Raw genomic sequence first — 17,512 nt, 5'->3', positions numbered from 1 at the left:
CTCCATGACCCTATCACCCGGCACCACAGCCCGGCTAATCGCCCTGTATGTCTGGCTGATTCGCCACACCGTGCGCTGGCGGATACTCGGCGCCCCTCCCGAAGGTCAGGTTGTCATCGTCGCTTGGCACGAGCGGTTGAGCCTGTTCCCCCTTTTCGCACCGCGCCGCCCCACCCACTGCGTCATCAGCAACAGCCGCGATGGCGAGATCGTCTCGACCTTTTTCCACCGTTTCGGCATCGAGGCGATTAGAGGGTCGGGGAGCAAGGGGTCTGCCGGGGCGATTCGAGGGTTGCTGCGTTCGGCTCAAGAGGGGGTTTCCCTCGGGATCACCCCCGACGGCCCTCGCGGTCCACGTCGCTCCGTGGCCCAGGGGGCGGTCGAGATTGCCCAACGCTACAAGTTACCGATTGTCCCCTTCGCCTTCGCCACCAGTCGCTTTCGCCAGTTGCGCTCTTGGGATCGTCACTTCCTGCCGCTCCCCTTCGGTCGCGGGGTCTTTGTTTGGGGGGATCCGGTCGATCTCGGGGGGCTTTCAAAAGAGCAGGCCAAAGCCAGGGTGGCGGCGGCACTCAACGAGGTCACCGCCAGGGCCGACGCAGAGGTCGGCATTACCACGATCTAACCCGGATTTTTCATCAATTTGCCCGATGATCGCGTAGGAGCTTGTTCGCACTGGGGATTTTGCAAAAACGGAGCGTCGTCGTTCATACGGACTGTTTTTGCAAAATCCCCAGTGCGGACACCAATAAGTAGGCGCCTTGAGGCGAGAAACAAGCCAGGGCAGAACAATATTGATGAAAAATCCGGGCTCCATCGGGTGGGACCACCCTGTGGGGGGTTACAACGCCTGAACCCAGACGAACCCTCCCCCCTGCCCGAATCCAGTCACCTGCCCCCGATACAACCTTCCCATGGTCGCCAGCACTTGGTCTTGATAGGCCACCAGTCGCACATCGGCCTTGAAGGGGTCCCCCCCGTTCAGAGGCGCCACTCGGTGGGGGGGGGCCAGCCGTTGGGCCAAGTAGTTCTGACCACTCAGGCTTTCGAGTTTTTTGCGGGAGATCGAACGCCCCATGTAGACCCCCCGACTGCCAAAGCGGGCCGCCGGTTTGAAGACCAAGCGGTTGCGGTTTTGCCAGACCCACTCGGGATCACTCTCGTCGAGCAATCGGGTTTCGGGGATCACCCCGCGCAGCTGCGCCCCCTCCTCCTCTGTAAAGCCCAGCCCCTCCAAGAACCCCTCTTGCCGCCACACAGCAAACCGACCCTTGTCGCCGATCAAACCATAGGTTCGGGGATTTGGGGTCAGGCAGACCTCTCCATTCAGGTAGGCGGTCCGGATCGCCGCCATCACCGGCTCCTCTAAATAGAAATCGGTATGACGGTTGTAAATCAGGTCGATAAGCCGTCCGTCGGGGGCGATCAGCCCCCCTGCCCCCCCTTGGATTGCCTCGGGTGCCAGGATCAGTGTCGCAATCCCCGCCGCCTCGAACATCGCTTGAAACAGTCGCATCTCGGGGTAGAGAAACTGCCCCTCGGGGGCCTCGTCGACGATGGCGATCAGGCCGGGACGCCCGGACACCCCCCCCCGGCCCCGCCGCCATAAATCCCATTCTTGCTCGAACATCGCCGCCACCGGTCCGTCGCGCCACCCTTCTGGGGGGAGGCAGCGGCTGAGGTAGAGCATGCCGCCGGCGTTGGTGTTGACCTCAATCAGGGTCGGCATCCCCCCCTCGGGGTCGTCTGCGTCGAGGTGGAAGTCGTACCCCATCATCGCCGAGTGGTGTCCGGGATCGAATCGAGCCACCTCGGGCAGCAGTGGCTCAATCTCGCTGCGGTATTCGGGCAGGGTCGAAAGGCGGTGGATCAGGGAGACGGTTTGCCGCATGACCTCCATAGCTCGGGAGGAGGCCGGAATCGATTCGGGGACGGTGTCGTCGCGCAATTGGCGGCAGTTCATGAAACCCCCTAAAAAAGATGGCGGAACGTGGTTTGGCATAGGGTGGATCAACACGGTGCATTCACCAAAACAGGGGTGGGCAGCCATATAGGGAAAAGGTGGATGCGCTGCGCTTATCCACCCTACAACAACATCTACCTTACCAACCCGGAGAAGCAGACCCTCAGCCGACAACAAAAGGGCGGGTCCGAAGACCCGCCCTTAATGGCGACATCATCACCGGGCTTAGGCTCAATACCGGTAATGATCGCTCTTGTAGGGCCCCTCCACCGGCACGTCGATGTACTTGGCCTGCTCCTCGGTCAAGACGGTCAACTTGGCCCCCACCTTGGCCAAATGCAGGCGGGCGACCTCTTCGTCGAGCGCCTTGGGCAGGGTGTAGACCTGGTTGCTGTACTGGTCGCCCTTGGTGAAGAGCTCGATCTGGGCCAGGGTTTGGTTGGCAAACGAGTTCGACATCACGAAGCTGGGGTGGCCGGTGGCGCAGCCCAGGTTCACCAAACGCCCCTCGGCCAGCAGGATGATCCGCTTGCCGTCGGGGAAGATGATGTGGTCGACCTGGGGTTTGATGTTCTCCCACTCATACTTATTCAGGCTGGCAACGTCGATCTCGTTGTCGAAGTGGCCGATGTTGCAGACGATCGCCTGATCCTTCATCGCCGCCATGTGGTCGTGGGTGATGACGTGGTAATTGCCGGTGGTGGTGACGAAGATGTCGCCCAGCGCCGCGGCTTCATCCATGGTCACGACCCGGTACCCCTCCATCGCCGCCTGCAGGGCGCAGATCGGATCGATCTCGGTCACCCAGGTGGTCGCCCCCATGCCGCGGAAGGCCTGGGCACACCCCTTGCCGACGTCGCCGTAGCCGAGCACCACGCAAATTTTACCGGCGATCATCACGTCGGTGGCCCGCTTGATGCCATCCAGCAGCGATTCGCGGCAGCCGTAGAGGTTGTCGAATTTCGATTTGGTGACCGAGTCGTTGACGTTGATCGCCGGGAAGGGGAGATCGCCCCGGGCCGCCATCTGATACAGACGATGGACGCCGGTGGTGGTCTCCTCGGTCACACCCTGAATGTTGCCCTTGATGCGTGAATAGAAGGTGGGATCTTCGGCCAGCTTGGCCTTGATGGCGGCGAAGAGGAACTCCTCTTCCTCGCTGGTGGGGTTGGCGATCACCGAGGGGTCGTTCTCGGCCTTGGATCCGAGCACTACCAGCAGGGTGGCGTCGCCGCCGTCGTCCAGAATCATGTTGGGGGTGCCGCCGTCGCCCCACGCCAGGATGCGGTGGGTGTAGTCCCAGTACTCCTCAAGGGTCTCCCCCTTGTAGGCAAACACCGCAATGCCCTGGTCGGCAATGGCGGCGGCGGCGTGATCCTGGGTCGAGAAGATGTTGCACGACGCCCAGCGCACCTGCGCTCCCAGAGCCACCAGGGTCTCGATCAACACGGCGGTCTGGATGGTCATGTGCAGGGAGCCGGCGATGCGGGCCCCTTTTAGGGGCTGTTCGGCGGCGTACTTGGCCCGGATCGCCATCAGACCGGGCATCTCGGTCTCGGCGATGCGGATCTCTTTGCGGCCCCAATCGGCAAGCGACAGGTCCGCCACCTTGAAGTCTTGATGGGCAGCACTCATGGCATGCTCCTCTTCGGTTGGCGGGCGCCGTTGCAACAAGGATGGGTCCCCGGCGAGCCTGGCAGCGGGAGATCCCGCCGTCGCAACGCCCCTCGCCGGGGAAAATCTCAAACGTGGATCAGAGTCCGGCCCGGCTGCGCAGCGAGGCGATCCGGTCGGTTTTTTCCCAGGTGAAATCGGCCAGCTCGCGGCCGAAGTGTCCATAGGAGGAGGTCTGCCTGTAGATCGGGCGCAGCAGATCGAGCGCCATGATCAGCCCCTTGGGACGCAGGTCGAACTCCTCGCGCACGATCTGAGCAAGACGGGCTTCGTCGATCTTGCCGGTGCCGAAGGTGTTGACCATGACCGACAGCGGCTTGGCGACCCCGATGGCGTAGGCGACCTGAACCTCGCAGCGGTCGGCCAGCCCGGCGGCGACGATGTTTTTGGCCACATAACGGGCCATGTAGCAGGCCGAGCGGTCGACCTTGGTGGGATCCTTGCCCGAGAAGGCGCCGCCGCCGTGGTGGCCGAACCCGCCGTAGGTATCGACGATGATCTTACGACCGGTGACGCCGCAGTCGCCCACGGGGCCGCCGATAACAAACCGCCCGGTCGGGTTGATGTAGTACTCGGTATCGGCGTGCAAAAAGCCGGTTTCGCCCAGCACCGGTTTGACGACCTCTTCCATCACCGCCTCTTTGACCTGGGCGTGGGTCGCCTCGGGGGTGTGCTGGGTCGAGACGACGATGGTGTCGATCGCCACCGGCTTGTGGTTTTCGTAGCGGAAGGTGACCTGAGTTTTGGCGTCGGGACGGAAGAAGGGGACGGTGCCATCGTGACGGACCCGCGCCTGCCGCTCGGCTAGACGGTGGGCGTAATAGATCGGCGCCGGCATCAGGGTTTCGGTCTCGTTGCTGGCATAACCGAACATCAACCCCTGGTCGCCCGCCCCCATGTCGGGATCGAGCCCCTGCCCCTCGTTCACCCCCTGGGCAATGTCGGGCGACTGTTTATCGATCGTGACCAACACCCCGCACGACTCCCAATCGAACCCCATGGCCGAAGAGTTGTAGCCGATCTCCTTCACTGCCTGGCGGGCGATGGCGGGATAATCGATGTTGGCCTTGGTGGTGATCTCACCGGCCACCACCACCAGACCCGTGGTCACCAGGGTTTCGCAGGCGACCCGCCCGTAGGGATCTTGGGCAAGAATGGCGTCCAGAATCGAATCGGAGATTCGGTCGGCAACCTTGTCGGGGTGGCCTTCGGTAACCGATTCGGAGGTAAAGAGGAAGTTACCCTGGCTCATGGATGTCCACTCCAAAGATAAATGTATGTCGCGGCGAGGCTAATCGTCCGAAGTCGAGACCCCGGGCCTAATGCACAAAAGGGGCGGGATTCTAGCCAAGAGCATCCCCTTTGGTAAGGGCCGGTGACGAGTGCTGCCATTGCATTGCCCCGAATCAGGTCACCCCCCAAGATCGCGGGGGCGGCTGCTTCGGCCTCAAGACAATTTCAAGGAGTCGATCATGAAGATCGGGTGGACGCTGGGTGGTGGTGTACTGGGGCTATTGGTCGCGGGCCTCGTTGGGCTCCTGCTCGGGGCTTTCCTGGGATGGGTCATCGCCTATTTGCTCGACCCTGGCCGGGAGGACGAAAAGACTCCGTCAACCCCGGTTTCCTGGCCTCTTGCCACTTCGCCGACATCGACCCCCTCCACCCTTGAGGAACGGGTGACCCATCTGGAATGGGCGCTGGAACAGGCCCACAAACGGATCGAACGGCTGGAGCGGGCCCGTTTGGGACTCAAGGTCGAAGAGGAGGGGGGGGCGGCGGCGCCCTCCTCCACCCTGCCGCCCCGTACCACTGCTTCAACCCCGGCTCGGCAAACCGCCGCCATGGCGAGCGATCCGCGCATCCGCCAGGCGGATCCCCGCCCCGCCCCTTCGCCGGTCGCCCCTTCGCCGGTCGCCCCTTCGCCGGTCGCAACCGCACCCAAACCGCAGGAGCGCACCCCCACCCCGCCCCCGTCCTTCCAACAGAAACCGCCGACACCCCCCACCGAAAGCTGGACGTCGGTTTGGGCGCGCTGGCTCAGCGAAAACCTGGTGGCCAAGTTGGGGGTGGTGATCCTCTTTTTCGGGGTCGGCTTCCTGCTCAAGTACGCCTATGACCACGCCGTCCTCCCCCCCTGGAGCCGCCTGCTCGGAGTGGGGGTTGTTGCGGTCGGCATGTGGGTGGGGGGAGCCCGGATGCTGGCGGGGCGTCGGCTGTACGGGTTGATTCTGCAAGGGGGCGGGGTGGGGCTGGCTTACCTCGATGTCTACTTCGCCCTGAAAACCTTCATCCTGATCGGCCCCACCGCCGCCTTTGCTCTATTCATGGCGTTGGGGGTGGTCACCCTGGTGCTCGCGGTGCGTCAGGATGCCCCCTCCCTGGCGGTCCTAGGGCTGATCGGCGCCTTCCTAGCCCCGATCCTGGCCGCTACCGGCAGCGGCACCCACATCCTGCTTTTCTCGTATTACACCCTGCTCAATCTGGTCATTCTGGGGGTCAGCTGGTTCAAGTCGTGGCGGGCGCTGAATCTGGTCGGCTTTTTCTTCACCTTCGTCGTGGCGCTGACCTGGGGGTGGTTTTCGTACCGTCCCGAACACTTTGCCACCGTGGAGCCGTTCCTGATCGGCTATTTTGCCATCTATCTGGCCATTCCGATCCTGTTTGCCCAGCGTCAGCCTCCCGAGCTCAAGGGGTGGGTCGACGGCCTGTTGGTGTTCGGCACCCCTTTGGCGGTGGCGGCTCTGCAAGCGGGATTGGTACAGGGGATGGAGGGGCGTCCCCTGGCCTGGAGCGCGGCGGGAGCCGCACTGCTCTACCTGGGGTTGGGGCTGGCGCTGCTGCGCCGCGAAACGCTGCGGCTGCTGGCCGAAAGCGAGCTGGCCCTAGCCATCGCCTTCACCACCCTGGCCTTCTATTTCGCCTTCGAGGGCTACCCCACCTTCGCCCTATGGACGCTGGAGGGGGCGGGGGTGGTTTGGCTCGGGATCCGGCAAAACCGCCCCCTGGCCAGAGGCTTCGGCATGCTCCTGCAAGGGGGGGCTGCGGGTTATTTTCTGCACCTGCATGGCAGCTACGACGAATCCAACCCCTTCTTCAACGATTTCATCCTCGGTTGCAGCTTTATTGCCCTGGCCGGTTGGCTCACCGGTTGGCTCTACCACCGCTACCGCGACCAGCTCGACTCCGATTTTGCCCCCCCCGACATCCTTTCGACCTCGACCAGCTTCTGGGCCGCAGCCTGGTGGTTGCTCGGCGGGCTCCATCTGATTTGGCAGGGGATCCTCCCCCACGACTACCTCCCTGCCGCCACGCTGGCCTGGAGTAGTCTGCTCTTCGCAGCCAGCCAGTGGCTGGCCCAGCGTCTCGATTGGGCGGGACTGCGCCGGACCACCCATCTGCACACCCTCGTGGTGTTGTTGACCCTCTTGGGCGCCATTCGGGTGGCGGTGGTCGGCGACACCCACCCCCTGGATTGGGGGGGGTGGGTGGTCTGGCCTGTGGCGTTGGCGATCCACTTTTGGATCTTGCATCGCCAACACGACCTTGCTGAGGAGGGATTTTTGGATTTGCGCGGCGCCATCGGCTGGCTGGCCATGGTGGTACTGGCCAGTTGGGAGGCGCTGTGGTGTCTGACCCATGTTCACGAGGGGTGGGCACTGGGGTGGAGCGCGCTGGGATGGGTTGCCGCCTACCTGCGCTTCCGACTGCGCGAGCAAGGGGATACAGCCAAAGCGCCCCTGGCCGATGCCGCATTGATGTGGTCGCTGGCGGTGGGGGTGAGCGCCTGGTATGGCCTGTGTAGCCAATGGTTGAGCCCCGAGGCGCGTCCCGGCGCCTTGGTGGGGGGGATCGCCGTGGCGACCTGGTTGTTCGAGAGGGGGGGGCAAATCCTGTCGTGGCCCTCGCTGCGCCGCGCCACCCTGCTGTTGCTCCCGATCCTAGCTTGGGGTCTGGTGGATATGGCCGCAGGCGGCGGCCACCCTGGCAGCGCCTGGAGCTGGGGGGGCTGGCTGCTCGCCCTGGTCAGTCTGTACGACGTGGCCCTACGCCAAGAACGTGAAGAGACGGCATGGCAAACCCCGTTGCGGCACCTGACCGGCTATACCGTCGCCCTGGTGCTGATCGCCTGGGAATGGCACTGGCAGATCGAGCGGACCGGTTGGGGCGACGGTTGGCAAGGAGCCGGATGGGGGATGCCGCTGGCCTTGGGGATCGCCCTGCCCGCTTTACTGCGTCGTTGGCTCCCCTGGCCGCTCAACCGCCATCACACCACCTATCAGGTTCATGCCCCCCTTCTCTGGGCCATCCTTGGACTGCTCTGGAGTCTGTCGAGCTGGATCAACCACCCCGGCGATCCCTCCCCCTTGCCCTATCTGCCGCTGCTCAACCCGTTGGATCTAACCCAAGTGGCGATCCTTGCCGCCCTGCTGGCTTGGTGGCGGGCCATGCCGCAGCAAGATGAGACCCCTTGGCCCCATGGGGCGATGGTTGTGGCGGTGCTCGGGTTTGGTTGGCTCAACGCGGTGGTGGTGCGCAGCGTCCATCACTGGGGCGACATCCCCTTTGCTTTTCAACCCTTGTGGCACTCGATCCTGGTGCAATCGGCGCTGTCGCTGCTGTGGAGCGTCAGCGCCCTGGCTTTGATGCTCTTCGCCACCCGTCGGGCCATCCGCTGGCAATGGAGCGTTGGCGCCACGCTGCTCGGGATGGTGGTCCTTAAGCTTTTTGTGGTCGACATGGCCAATACCGGCACGGTGGCGCGAATTGTTTCGTTCATCGGGGTGGGGGTTTTGCTGCTACTGATCGGCTACATCGCGCCGGTACCGCCGGGCGATCAAGAGGCGGGCACTCAGGGGGAAGGTTGAGAGGGGAAAATCAGGCCGCTGAGGACTTTAGCGCATCCCCAACTGCTTCATCTTATTGAAGAGGGTTTTGTAGCCGATGCCGAGAACTCGGGCCGCCTCGGCTTTGTTGCCACCGGCCCGATCAAGGGCCGCCTGAATCGCTTGGCGCTCCGCCTCCTGCTCGGCCGCCTTGAGTCCACCCACCCGGATGGCGGGGGAACGGGGATCGGGCAGGGGGATCCCCAGCATCACGGGATCGGGTGCGGTGTTGGGGGGGGTCATGACGACCAAGCGCTCCATGACGTTGCGCAGTTCGCGCACATTGCCGGGCCAGTCGTAGTGGTTCAGGGCGGCCAGCACCCCCTCCTCAAGGGGGGGGGCGGGGCGGGCAAAACGCTGGGCCGCCTGCTGCAACAGATGGCGGGCCAGAATGGGCAGGTCGACCAGCCGGTCGCGTAGGGGGGGAAGACGCACCGGGAACGAGGCGATGCGAAAGTAAAGATCTTGCCGGAAGCGCCCCTCAACCGCCCCCTCTTGCAAATCTCGGTGGGTCGCCAGCACCCAGCGCACGTCGGCCTGCCGCTCCCCGCCCCCACCCACCGGGCGGTAGGTACCGTCCTCCAACACCCGCAGCAGTTTGGCTTGTAGCGCCAGCGGCATCTCGCCGATCTCATCGAGCAGTAGCGTCCCCCCCGCCGCCTCGCCGATCAGCCCAATCGAATCGCGCTCGGCGCCGGTGAAGGCCCCCTTACGGTGGCCAAAAAGCTCCGATTCCAACAACGCTTCGGGCATTGCGGCGCAGTTGATGGCCACCAGAGGGCCGTTGCGTCCGCTGCGTTGGTGCAAAATCCGGGAGGCGACCTCTTTTCCGCTGCCGGTCGGCCCTTGCAGCAGTACCGGAACAGGCAGTGGAGCCAACTGGCAGAGCTGCTGATAGGCCATCTTGGCCAGCGGCGCCTCCCAGACCCCCTCCTCAGTTCTCTTGCTCTCCTGCTTCTCGCTCCCCGACTGCCTTGCGCCCAGCAAACTCTCGACCCGCTGGCGGATCTCCTCGGGGGCGACCGGTTTGGCCACGAAGTCGTCGGCTCCGGCCCGCATCGCCGCCACCGCCGCCTCGATGTCGGCCTGACCGGTCATCATCACAATCGGCCCCTCAAACCCCTTGGCCCGCCATTTGGGGATCGCCGCTACCGCATCGCCGTCGAGCAGAAAACGGTCGGTGACCACCGCGTCGGGACTATCGCGAAAGTCGGCCTCCCCTAGGTTTTCGTACGAGCGTACCTTCCAGCCCCAGTCGCGCATCGCCTGGGCCATCCGAGTCCGCAACGCGGGGGTGTCTTCAAACAGCAGAACGCGCATGACCCGTATCCGGAATCGAGAATTCGATGCAAGCGCCCCGCTCGGCTTGGCAAAGCCGGGCCTGCCCCCCATGGGCCAGCGCCACCTTATGCACCAAGGCCAGCCCCAGGCCGGTCCCACCGGGACGGGCGGTCGCAAAAGGGGCGAAAGGATTGTCTTGCACCAGTTGGGGCAATCCTGGCCCCCCATCCTCGACCACAAACCACCAATACCCCGGCTCGCGTCGTACCGACAGGATCAAGGGTACCCCCTCCCCCCCCGCTTGCAGGGCGTTGTCGATCAGGTTGCGCAGTGCCCGACGCAGCCAAGCGCCGTCCCCCACCGCGGTGCAGGATTCCCCATCGGGAATATCTACCTGCAACTGCGGCGCGACCTCGCGATAGGGGGCGACGATCTCGGTCAGGAGGATGGGCAAATCGAGGGGGCGACGTTCAATGGGCAGGGGGCGGGCAAAATCGAGCATACCGTTCATATGCCCAACCAAATCGTCGATCTCAACCTGAAGCGCCTCTTGTAACGCGGTACACCCCTTGCCTTCGCTGGCGATCAACATTTGCAGCGATTGCAGGGCGTTGCGCACCTCGTGGGCCACCAGGGAAACACCCGATCCCATGGCGGCCAACCGCGCCATATCTTGGCGGCGGCGCTCCTCAAGACGGAGCTGGGTGACATCGCGGATTTGCACCCAGATCAACCGCGTCTCGTTGGGCAGGCTGAGATGTTCTTCGCGGATTTCGAGAATGCGCTCCCCCTGGCCGTCGTGGCTGGGGAAGGTTTGCTCCCGCACCCCCTCCCCATCGCGGTAGATCGAGGGCAAGTGGGGATGGGAGGGGGTCGAACGGTCAAGGTAGGGTTCGGCGGGGGGATTGCTGAGCACCACCGCCCCCGCTTCGTTCAAAAGCACCAGGGGATCGGGAAAACGTTCCAGCATCTGCCCCGCCAGGCGGCGCGCCTCGGCCCGTTCTTTTTCGGCGCTGGCCAAACCGTTGCCCATGACAGTCATGAGCGAAACCGCCGCACCGGGCAGGTGTTCCTCTTTATGTTTTTGCTTGCGCAGCCAAACGAACAGCTGATGCACCGCCAGGAGCATCAGCACCGCCGGAATCACGAAGCCAAAATAGAAGATCCAAAATGGGGACAAGCCTGTTAAACCCCCTGTTCTTCGGTGACTGTATCGACCGCCGCCTGCATCCGTTGGAGCGTCGTCTGCCGCCCCATCAACTCCAGGGTTTCGTAAATACCGGGGGAGACGGTTCGACCGGTCACCGCAACCCGGGCCGGCTGGGCGATTTTGCCCATCTTCACCCCCAGTCGCTCGGCCACCCCGTGAAACACACCGCCAATCGCCTCGCGCTCCCACACGGTTAGGGCTGAAAGCCCCGCGATCAGCGCCGACAGCACCGGCGCCGCATCCCCCTTGAGATGTTTGGCCTGGGCCGCCGGATCGATCTCGATACCCTGTGCGAGGAAAGGGAGCACCCCCTCGGCAACCTGACGCAGGGTTTCGCTGCGGGGTTGCAGTTCGCGAATCAAGGCGCCCCACCAAGCGCGGGGACGATCCCCGACATCCTGACCCAAAAGGGCCAGCTGCTCCCACAACGGCTCAATCAGGGTCTCGGGATCGCGTTCACGCAGATAGTGGGCGTTGAGCCAAAGCAACTTTTCGGGATTGAAAGAGGAGGCCGATTTACCGACGTGATCCAAATCGAACAGCGCCTCTAACTCTTGGCGCGAGAAGATCTCTTGATCGCCATGGGACCAACCCAGCCGCACCAGATAGTTGACCAGCGCCTCGGGCAGGTACCCCTCCTGCCGGTACTGAGTCGCGGCCACCGCCCCGTGACGCTTCGAAAGCTTGGCGCCGTCGGCGCCGTGGATCAGTGAAATATGCCCGAATTGAGGGGGTTCCAGGCCAAGAGCCCGGTAGATCTGCATCTGCCGGGGGGTGTTGTTGAGGTGGTCGTCGCCCCGAATAACGTGGGTAATCCCCATATCGGCATCGTCGACCACCACCGCCAGCATGTAGGTCGGGCTACCGTCGGAGCGCAACAGAATCAGATCGTCGAGCTCGGTATTGGCGAACACCACCCGCCCCTGAACCAGATCGTCGACCACCGTCTCCCCCTCGGTGGGATTGGCCAAGCGCACCACATAGGGGGCCCCTTGAGGGGCATCGCTGCGATGGCGACAACGACCGTCGTAGCGAGGTTTTTCCCCCTTGGCCTGCTGCGCCTCCCGCATTGCGGTCAGCTCCTGGGGTGTGCAGTAGCAGCGATAGGCCCGGCCCTCCGCCAGCAAACCCTCGGCGGCGGCGCGATGGCGCTCAATCCGGGTCGACTGGAACAGCGGCTCCTCGTCGGGGTTGAGATCCATCCAGTTCAAACCATCCAAAATCACCTGCACCGCCTCGGGGGTGGAGCGTTCCCGGTCGGTATCCTCGATGCGCAACAGGAATTGCCCCCCGTGACGGCGGGCAAACAGCAGATTGAACAGCGCGGTGCGGACCCCGCCGATGTGCAACATGCCGGTAGGGGAAGGGGCGAAGCGGGTGCGGACGGGTGCGGACAAGGGAGCCTCTCAAAGCAACGGGGTACAAAAATAAAAAACCGCCGCGATCATGACACATCCCCCCGGTACAACGAAGGCGCTCAAACGGTGCGATTGCGGGGATGGCGTTGGTGGTGGACCTGCTGCAAACGGTGGTTGGCGATGTGGGTGTAGATCTGGGTGGTGGTCAGGCTGGCATGACCCAACATCGCCTGAACGGCACGCAAATCGGCCCCATGGGCCAGAAGATGGGTGGCAAAGCAGTGACGCAGGGTGTGGGGGGAGATCCTCCCGGGGTCGATCCCGACCGACAGGGCGCGCCGCTTGACCAGACCCCACAGCGCCTGCCGGGTCATCACTCCCCCCCGCGTGGAGGGAAACAGTGCTCCCTCCTGCAACATTCGGCCAGGCGCCAGCAAGGGACGCCCCTCCAGCAAATACCGGGTCGTCGCCTCAATGGCCCGTTCCCCCAAGGGGACCAACCGCTCCTTGCCCCCCTTGCCCCGAACCACCAAAAAACCTGGATCGAGCACCACCTGGTCTTGGCGCAGTCCCACCACCTCGGAAGCACGTAGCCCGGTGGCGTACATTAGCTCCAGGATCGACCGGTCGCGGCTGGCCAAAGCGGTTTCGGGCCAGACGGCATCGAGCAGCAGGGCAACCTCCCCCTCCTCCAACACCTTGGGCAGGCGGCTGGGCAAGCGGGGACGTTGCAGCAGCGCAGAGGGGTCATCCTGCCGCACCCCTGCCGTGACCAAAAAGGAAAAGAGGGAGCGCATGGCAGCGATGCGCCGCCGCAGGGTCGAGGGTTTGGCCCCCTCCTGGGCCAACCGCCCCAGGTAGCGCCCCAGATCGACCCGCTGCGCCGCTTCGAGGTCAAGTCCTTGCTCCACCAAAAAATCGCACAGATCGCCGATATCGCGGCGATAGGCCTGCACACTTTGGGGCGCATGGCCGATGGCCAGCTCCCCGCTCCACCAGTCGACCCAACCCCGCCAGGCGAGCGGATGGCCCACTTGGGTCTCAGCCACCACGTCGCCAAGGTGGGTGGGGGGAAGGCAGGCGAACTTGGCGGCGGGGTACAGGGCCGACCTTGCGACCGCTCGCAGCGATGGGTGTAGCCATCGATTCAGGTTCGACAATGGCCTGACCACTAGCAGTTTCAGCAAGCGCCGTTTCCCCCCGTTGTTGTTTCAACATCTGAAGGGAGGCGACCACCAATGCTGTGGCAATCATGAAGGGCTCCATCACCCGGACGATGGCGAAGGTATTGGAGCCCACCGCATGGGCCAATAGGCCGATCAGGGCCGCCATCAAGCCATGAGCCACCCCTTTAAGGAGAGGATCGTCGGTTTCTCGGTAAAGCGCCTTGGCCTGTTTAAAAATGCGCACAAGCAACACACTAAAAAACAGAAACCCCATCGCCCCACTTTCGGCCAGAACCCGGACGTATTGGGCATCAACGAAGCGATATCCGGTGGCGCCGAAACCGATGACCGGGTGTTTGAAATAATCGCGGGTCAGGACGTTTTTCCACGATTCCAACCGCTCGGTGGTCGAGGTATCGACCGTCACCCCCGCCACCTCGACCCGCTGATAACCAATGGCCTCCCGCTCGCTTTGATTAAAGGTGTAGGAGATTCGATCAATGACCCGGTCGGGCACCACAAAGGGGGAAACCGCAAGAATCGCCAAGGTCGCCATGGCGATTTGTCGCTTGTTCTCGGCATAAAACCAAAATGCCACGTAGGCCATGGCTGCCGCCAAATACCCAGCGCGCGATTCGGTATAAAGGAAGGGGGGAAGGGTGAGCATCAAAAAAACGAACAGGATCAATCGGTTTTTTCCGGTGACCCCTTTGTGCCAATAGACCCCGGCCATCAGCCCCATCAGCAATACCAAATACCCTGAGAAGGTATTGGGCTCCCCCTCCTCCCCCTCGAAAGGGGCGCTAACCCGACCCCCCGAGGGGATCTGCATGATCCCTAGAATCGAAACGACCGCGCAGGTGACGAACATGATCGTCAGGAACCGGCGGACATCCTTCGGCCCCTCGACCGTGTTGATCACGGCAAAATAAATCAGAAAAAATTCCAGATACTTCAGGGCGTACATCAACGCCACAAGTGGCGAAGAGAGCCTTCCCTCAACAAAGGCCATGGTGGTGCCCAGCGCCACCACCGCCAGATACCCCTTCATGGGTCCGTTGAGCACGGTGGAACGCAGAAATCCTAAGTCCTTGCGCACCGCCATACGTGCAAGCCAGGCAAAGGCAATCAGAGCCAGCAAAAGGTCGTCGACCCGAATGGTGACGCCCCGCGAGGCGGTCGTTCCCACACCACCGCCACCCATCTGCAATTCAGGAGAAAGCAGGGTCGAGAGGATGAGGAGAACGACCGAAAATTGAATGGAGATAAAACAGGCGAGAAAAACTGCGGCCCCTAGAACCGCCACCATGGCCGCCACCACCGAAACCTGAATCAACAGGTAGGAGACGACGACCCCGAATACCAATAGGGCCAGGGCGACCGAAATGGGGGTGAGGGAGGCGGTCCCGCGGTTCCAGTCTTGAGCGCCGACGCCCCCCCTCAGGGGGAGGTTACTGCTGGGCTTCATGGGGCTGAACAACCACGCGGCCATGCTCGGAGGGGCGATCCATGGGGCGATAGAGATCCTTGGTCTCGACCTGTTGTCCGCAGCCCCGAATTTGAAACAGGAGCAACAACAGCACAACGCCGATCCCCATCAGCCCCGCAAATCCATGAATGGTGCGTCGATTGCGCACATACCACCGGGGCATGGTCATCGGTTTTCCCCCTATTCTTTACGCAAAAACAACCGTTTCACCCGCGACCACCCCGCCTCGATCGTATCGCCGATATCGGTCCACAGTTTTTCCATGGCCCCTTCGGGTTTTTTGCCCTCTTTGCGCCCATAGCCGTAGGCGTAATAGTTCTTCATCTTGTAGGCGGCGTAATCGCGAGAGATATCGGAATGCACTCCGTTGAGTGAAACCCCCAACAGACTGGCATTCACGTGCTGCAACAGGGTGTGGGTGCGACGTAGGGCCGAAGAGACCACCGAACCCACCTGATAAACCAACAGAACGTAATTCACCTTGGAGGCCAGAATCAGTGCATCGGTGGTATGAAGCACGGGGCTGACGTCGAAGAGCACCACATCGTATGCCTCGTGCACCTCCTCCAGGAAATGGTCAAAACGCTGCGAGTTGATGAGGTCGGTAGGGTTATGGGGGATTTGCCCCGAGGTGATGATCGACAGGTTATCAAGCCCAGGGGTACGCATGATCGCCTCAACCCCGATTTCGCCGGTCATCAAGTCGGTTACGGTGCGCACCACCTCACGCCATTCGAAACTCCCCAAAATCACATCGGAAAGCCCTGGTTCGCGTTCCACTCCGAAGGTGCGGTGTTGCATGGGTTTGCGCAGATCGCCGTCGACCAACAAGACCTGTTTGCCCTGCTGCGCCATGGAGACCGCAAGGTTGGCCGCCACGGTACTTTTGCCCTCCTTGGCCGATGAGGAGGAGACCATCAGCACCAGTTTTTCCTGGTCGATGGTGGCAAATTGAATATTGGTCCGCAGCGTTCGATAGGCCTCTGATAGGGTCGAATCGGGCGAAAAATGGGTAATCAGGCGCACCGCCCGCTCCAGCTCGTCGACCGACAACTCCCCTTTGTCCTCCCCCCCCTCCCTGCGTTTTCGGTCCCCCATCAAGAGGATCCGCGCCTCGTCCTGGGTCAATTGGGGAATGAAGCCGAGGACCGGCACCCCCAACAGACTCTCGATCTCGTCCACCGTGGCGATCGAGGTATCGAGGGTTTCCAGCAGCATGGCAAAGACCAGGCCCAACATCAGCCCAATCAACAGCCCCGCCACCATTGCCCCCTGAATATTAGGAGGATTGATGGGGACCGCAGGGGTCAAGGCAGGGCGGAGGATCGAAACCTCCTGCACCTTTTCGGCTTCGCGCAGCAGGATCTCTTGATATTTTTCTTGCAGCATTTCGAACAGGTTGTTGGTGATTTCGACATCACGTTTGAGACGTTCGAATTCAAGGACTTTTTCCGGCATGGCTTGGTACGAGGCCCGCAATTGGGCGGTCTCTTGGGTCAGCGCCTTAATTTTGCGCTCCCCCCCCATCACCTGGGCTTTGATTTCGTCGTGGATGCTGTCGAGGATCGAAGCGATCTGCTGGTCGATCTCCCGCACCTGGGGGTGATCGGGCATAAAATGCACCAGCAGCCCGTTGTGTTTCATGTAGAGCTCGACCAGGGAGCCGTTGAGTTTGTCGAACAGGGGACTGATCTCAATGGTCACCAGCCCTTCGAGAGGGTGACTGTCCCCTTCGGCCAAACGGCGATCCAATTCGTGGTAGATCAAATCCAATTCTGCCTGCCGTCGCCGAGCGGTATCGGTCTCCCCCTGCAAATCGGCTAAACGTTGCTCATATACGGTGTTGCCACCCCCGGAAGATTGGGTCAGCAGCTCGTTTTCTTCCTGATAACGGCTGACCTCCCGTTCCGATTTACGTAGTTTGTCGCCGATGCTCGCAAGCTGTTTCTCGATAAAACGCTTGGCCTCGATCACCTGAATGTTGCGGTCGAGCAGATTTTGTTGGCGATAAACCTCGGCCAATGTTTGGGCCAATTGTTGGGCAAATATTGGCGACGCCGAGACCGCCGAGATGTTGATGATGCTGCTCATCCCCTCCTGTTCGGCGCTGACCATCCCCTTGAGCGCAAGGATGGTCCCCATGGCCTCGGGATCGGCGCGGATCGCCTCGGTACTCTTCTTAGGGTCGATTTTCCCCAGGCGACGTGCCACCTCCTCAATCACCCCATAACTGGTAATCACCGAGATCTGGGTCGAAACCGAGTCGTATTCGTCGTACGAGAAGTTCTGTAGGAGCAGACCGGCCAGGTTGTTGAATTTTTCCAACTTGACCGAAGCGGTCGCCTCATAGAGCGGTTCTGGTTTGTTGATGTACGAAAAGAAGGTGCTGAATCCGAATAGAATCAGCGTCGACAAGATAATGATTGCCCGCCGTTTGACGACGATGAACCAGTAATCGCGCAGATTGAGTTCGTAGGTGGTCGCCATG

The 17,512-nt window shown here is 62.3% G+C and carries 12 protein-coding genes and 1 other annotated feature; of the genes, 2 read left to right on the top strand and 10 right to left on the bottom strand.

Annotated elements, in window-relative coordinates; genetic code table 11:
* Positions 1-4: 4 nt before the first annotated feature.
* Positions 5-625, top strand: coding sequence for a hypothetical protein (locus tag AUJ55_09645; protein ID OIO55914.1), 621 nt, complete (start codon positions 5-7; stop codon positions 623-625).
* A gap of 216 nt (positions 626-841) precedes the next feature.
* On the opposite strand, the gene AUJ55_09640 is transcribed toward AUJ55_09645, so the two are convergent.
* The 3 genes from AUJ55_09640 to AUJ55_09630 form a co-directional block, all read right to left on the bottom strand.
* Complete coding sequence (locus AUJ55_09640; GenBank protein ID OIO55913.1) at positions 842-1,963, bottom strand: hypothetical protein; 1,122 nt, start codon at positions 1,961-1,963, stop codon at positions 842-844.
* Positions 1,964-2,194: 231 nt separating this feature from the next.
* A complete protein-coding gene (locus AUJ55_09635) occupies positions 2,195-3,598 on the bottom strand; it encodes an adenosylhomocysteinase (GenBank protein OIO55912.1) in 1,404 nt (467 codons plus the stop codon).
* Between the two features lie 15 nt (positions 3,599-3,613).
* Positions 3,614-3,698 (bottom strand) — a binding site (S-adenosyl-L-homocysteine riboswitch).
* 18 nt (positions 3,699-3,716) lie between these two features.
* Complete coding sequence (locus tag AUJ55_09630; protein ID OIO55911.1) at positions 3,717-4,889, bottom strand: methionine adenosyltransferase; 1,173 nt, start codon at positions 4,887-4,889, stop codon at positions 3,717-3,719.
* A 220-nt stretch (positions 4,890-5,109) separates the two neighbouring features.
* On the opposite strand from AUJ55_09630, the gene AUJ55_09625 reads away from it, so the two are divergent.
* Positions 5,110-8,502 (top strand): hypothetical protein, encoded by a 3,393-nt coding sequence (locus AUJ55_09625; protein ID OIO55910.1) that lies wholly within the window; start codon positions 5,110-5,112, stop codon positions 8,500-8,502.
* A gap of 27 nt (positions 8,503-8,529) precedes the next feature.
* On the opposite strand, the gene AUJ55_09620 is transcribed toward AUJ55_09625, so the two are convergent.
* The 7 genes from AUJ55_09620 to AUJ55_09590 form a co-directional block, all read right to left on the bottom strand.
* Entirely contained in the window at positions 8,530-9,840 is a 1,311-nt protein-coding gene (locus AUJ55_09620) for a hypothetical protein (protein ID OIO55909.1), read from the bottom strand.
* The gene (locus tag AUJ55_09615) at positions 9,821-10,981 is read right to left on the bottom strand and encodes a hypothetical protein (protein OIO55908.1); all 1,161 of its coding nucleotides are present in this window, start codon (positions 10,979-10,981) and stop codon (positions 9,821-9,823) included. The genes AUJ55_09620 and AUJ55_09615 overlap by 20 nt, the downstream gene beginning before the upstream one ends.
* Positions 10,982-10,986: 5 nt before the next feature.
* The gene (locus AUJ55_09610) at positions 10,987-12,363 is read right to left on the bottom strand and encodes a glutamate--tRNA ligase (protein OIO55959.1); all 1,377 of its coding nucleotides are present in this window, start codon (positions 12,361-12,363) and stop codon (positions 10,987-10,989) included.
* 125 nt (positions 12,364-12,488) lie between these two features.
* Entirely contained in the window at positions 12,489-13,403 is a 915-nt protein-coding gene (locus AUJ55_09605; protein ID OIO55907.1) for a hypothetical protein, read from the bottom strand.
* Between the two features lie 7 nt (positions 13,404-13,410).
* Positions 13,411-15,003 carry a hypothetical protein gene (locus AUJ55_09600; GenBank protein ID OIO55906.1) on the bottom strand — a complete coding sequence of 531 codons (1,593 nt, stop codon included), beginning with the start codon at positions 15,001-15,003 and terminating at the stop codon, positions 13,411-13,413.
* On the bottom strand, positions 14,987-15,193 hold the full coding sequence (locus tag AUJ55_09595; GenBank protein OIO55905.1) for a hypothetical protein: 207 nt from the start codon (positions 15,191-15,193) through the stop codon (positions 14,987-14,989). The genes AUJ55_09600 and AUJ55_09595 overlap by 17 nt, the downstream gene beginning before the upstream one ends.
* Positions 15,194-15,204: 11 nt before the next feature.
* Positions 15,205-17,511: a hypothetical protein gene (locus AUJ55_09590; GenBank protein OIO55904.1), complete on the bottom strand. Its 2,307-nt coding sequence runs from the start codon at positions 17,509-17,511 to the stop codon at positions 15,205-15,207.
* Between the last annotated feature and the right edge of the window lies 1 nt (position 17,512).

The organism is Proteobacteria bacterium CG1_02_64_396 (assembly GCA_001872725.1).
GTDB lineage: Bacteria > Pseudomonadota > MNWR01 > CG1-02-64-396 > CG1-02-64-396 > CG1-02-64-396.
Note: the sequence above shows the minus strand (reverse complement) of the source record. Positions and strands in the feature narration are given on the sequence as shown.

Excerpts from the sequence above, each read along its gene's own strand:
- AUJ55_09645 (OIO55914.1), top strand. The coding sequence starts at position 5 with ATGACCCTATCACCCGGCACCACAGCCCGGCTAATCGCCCTGTATGTC.
- AUJ55_09640 (OIO55913.1), bottom strand. The coding sequence starts at position 1,963 with ATGAACTGCCGCCAATTGCGCGACGACACCGTCCCCGAATCGATTCCG.
- AUJ55_09635 (OIO55912.1), bottom strand. The coding sequence starts at position 3,598 with ATGAGTGCTGCCCATCAAGACTTCAAGGTGGCGGACCTGTCGCTTGCC.
- AUJ55_09630 (OIO55911.1), bottom strand. The coding sequence starts at position 4,889 with ATGAGCCAGGGTAACTTCCTCTTTACCTCCGAATCGGTTACCGAAGGC.
- AUJ55_09625 (OIO55910.1), top strand. The coding sequence starts at position 5,110 with ATGAAGATCGGGTGGACGCTGGGTGGTGGTGTACTGGGGCTATTGGTC.
- AUJ55_09620 (OIO55909.1), bottom strand. The coding sequence starts at position 9,840 with ATGCGCGTTCTGCTGTTTGAAGACACCCCCGCGTTGCGGACTCGGATG.
- AUJ55_09610 (OIO55959.1), bottom strand. The coding sequence starts at position 12,363 with ATGTTGCACATCGGCGGGGTCCGCACCGCGCTGTTCAATCTGCTGTTT.
- AUJ55_09600 (OIO55906.1), bottom strand. The coding sequence starts at position 15,003 with ATGAAGCCCAGCAGTAACCTCCCCCTGAGGGGGGGCGTCGGCGCTCAA.
- AUJ55_09595 (OIO55905.1), bottom strand. The coding sequence starts at position 15,193 with ATGACCATGCCCCGGTGGTATGTGCGCAATCGACGCACCATTCATGGA.
- AUJ55_09590 (OIO55904.1), bottom strand. The coding sequence starts at position 17,511 with ATGGCGACCACCTACGAACTCAATCTGCGCGATTACTGGTTCATCGTC.